We start from the raw sequence: 263 nt of genomic DNA, 5'->3' as shown, positions 1-263 counted from the left end.
CAATAATACCGGCAATGCTGGCGCTAACGCTTACCTTTGTAACGAGCTGCTCAGCATCATTCACCATTTGTGTGCTTTGCTGGTCAATACTAGTAACCAAATGTTTTAGTTCAACTATTTGAGCCTTGATATCAGCTTCTAGCTGGGTACGCTTTAGCCCAACTTGTTCAATGCTTTGCTGGTTTTTAAGCACCCTAGATAACAAACCTTGTGGCTCATTTACATGCTTGATAAAAAACGCCCAGTTACTTGTGATGTCTGCA

General features: G+C 41.8%; 1 protein-coding gene. It reads right to left on the bottom strand.

The window, feature by feature from the left end:
- On the bottom strand, nt 1-263 hold a 263-nt coding region (locus Q4528_RS14305), incomplete at both ends, for a hypothetical protein (protein ID WP_303522288.1).

This window comes from Staphylococcus pasteuri (assembly GCF_030547725.1).
Lineage (GTDB): Bacteria > Bacillota > Bacilli > Staphylococcales > Staphylococcaceae > Staphylococcus > Staphylococcus pasteuri.
The sequence above is the reverse complement of the archived record's forward strand: the minus strand, read 5'-3'. Positions and strand labels throughout refer to the sequence as shown.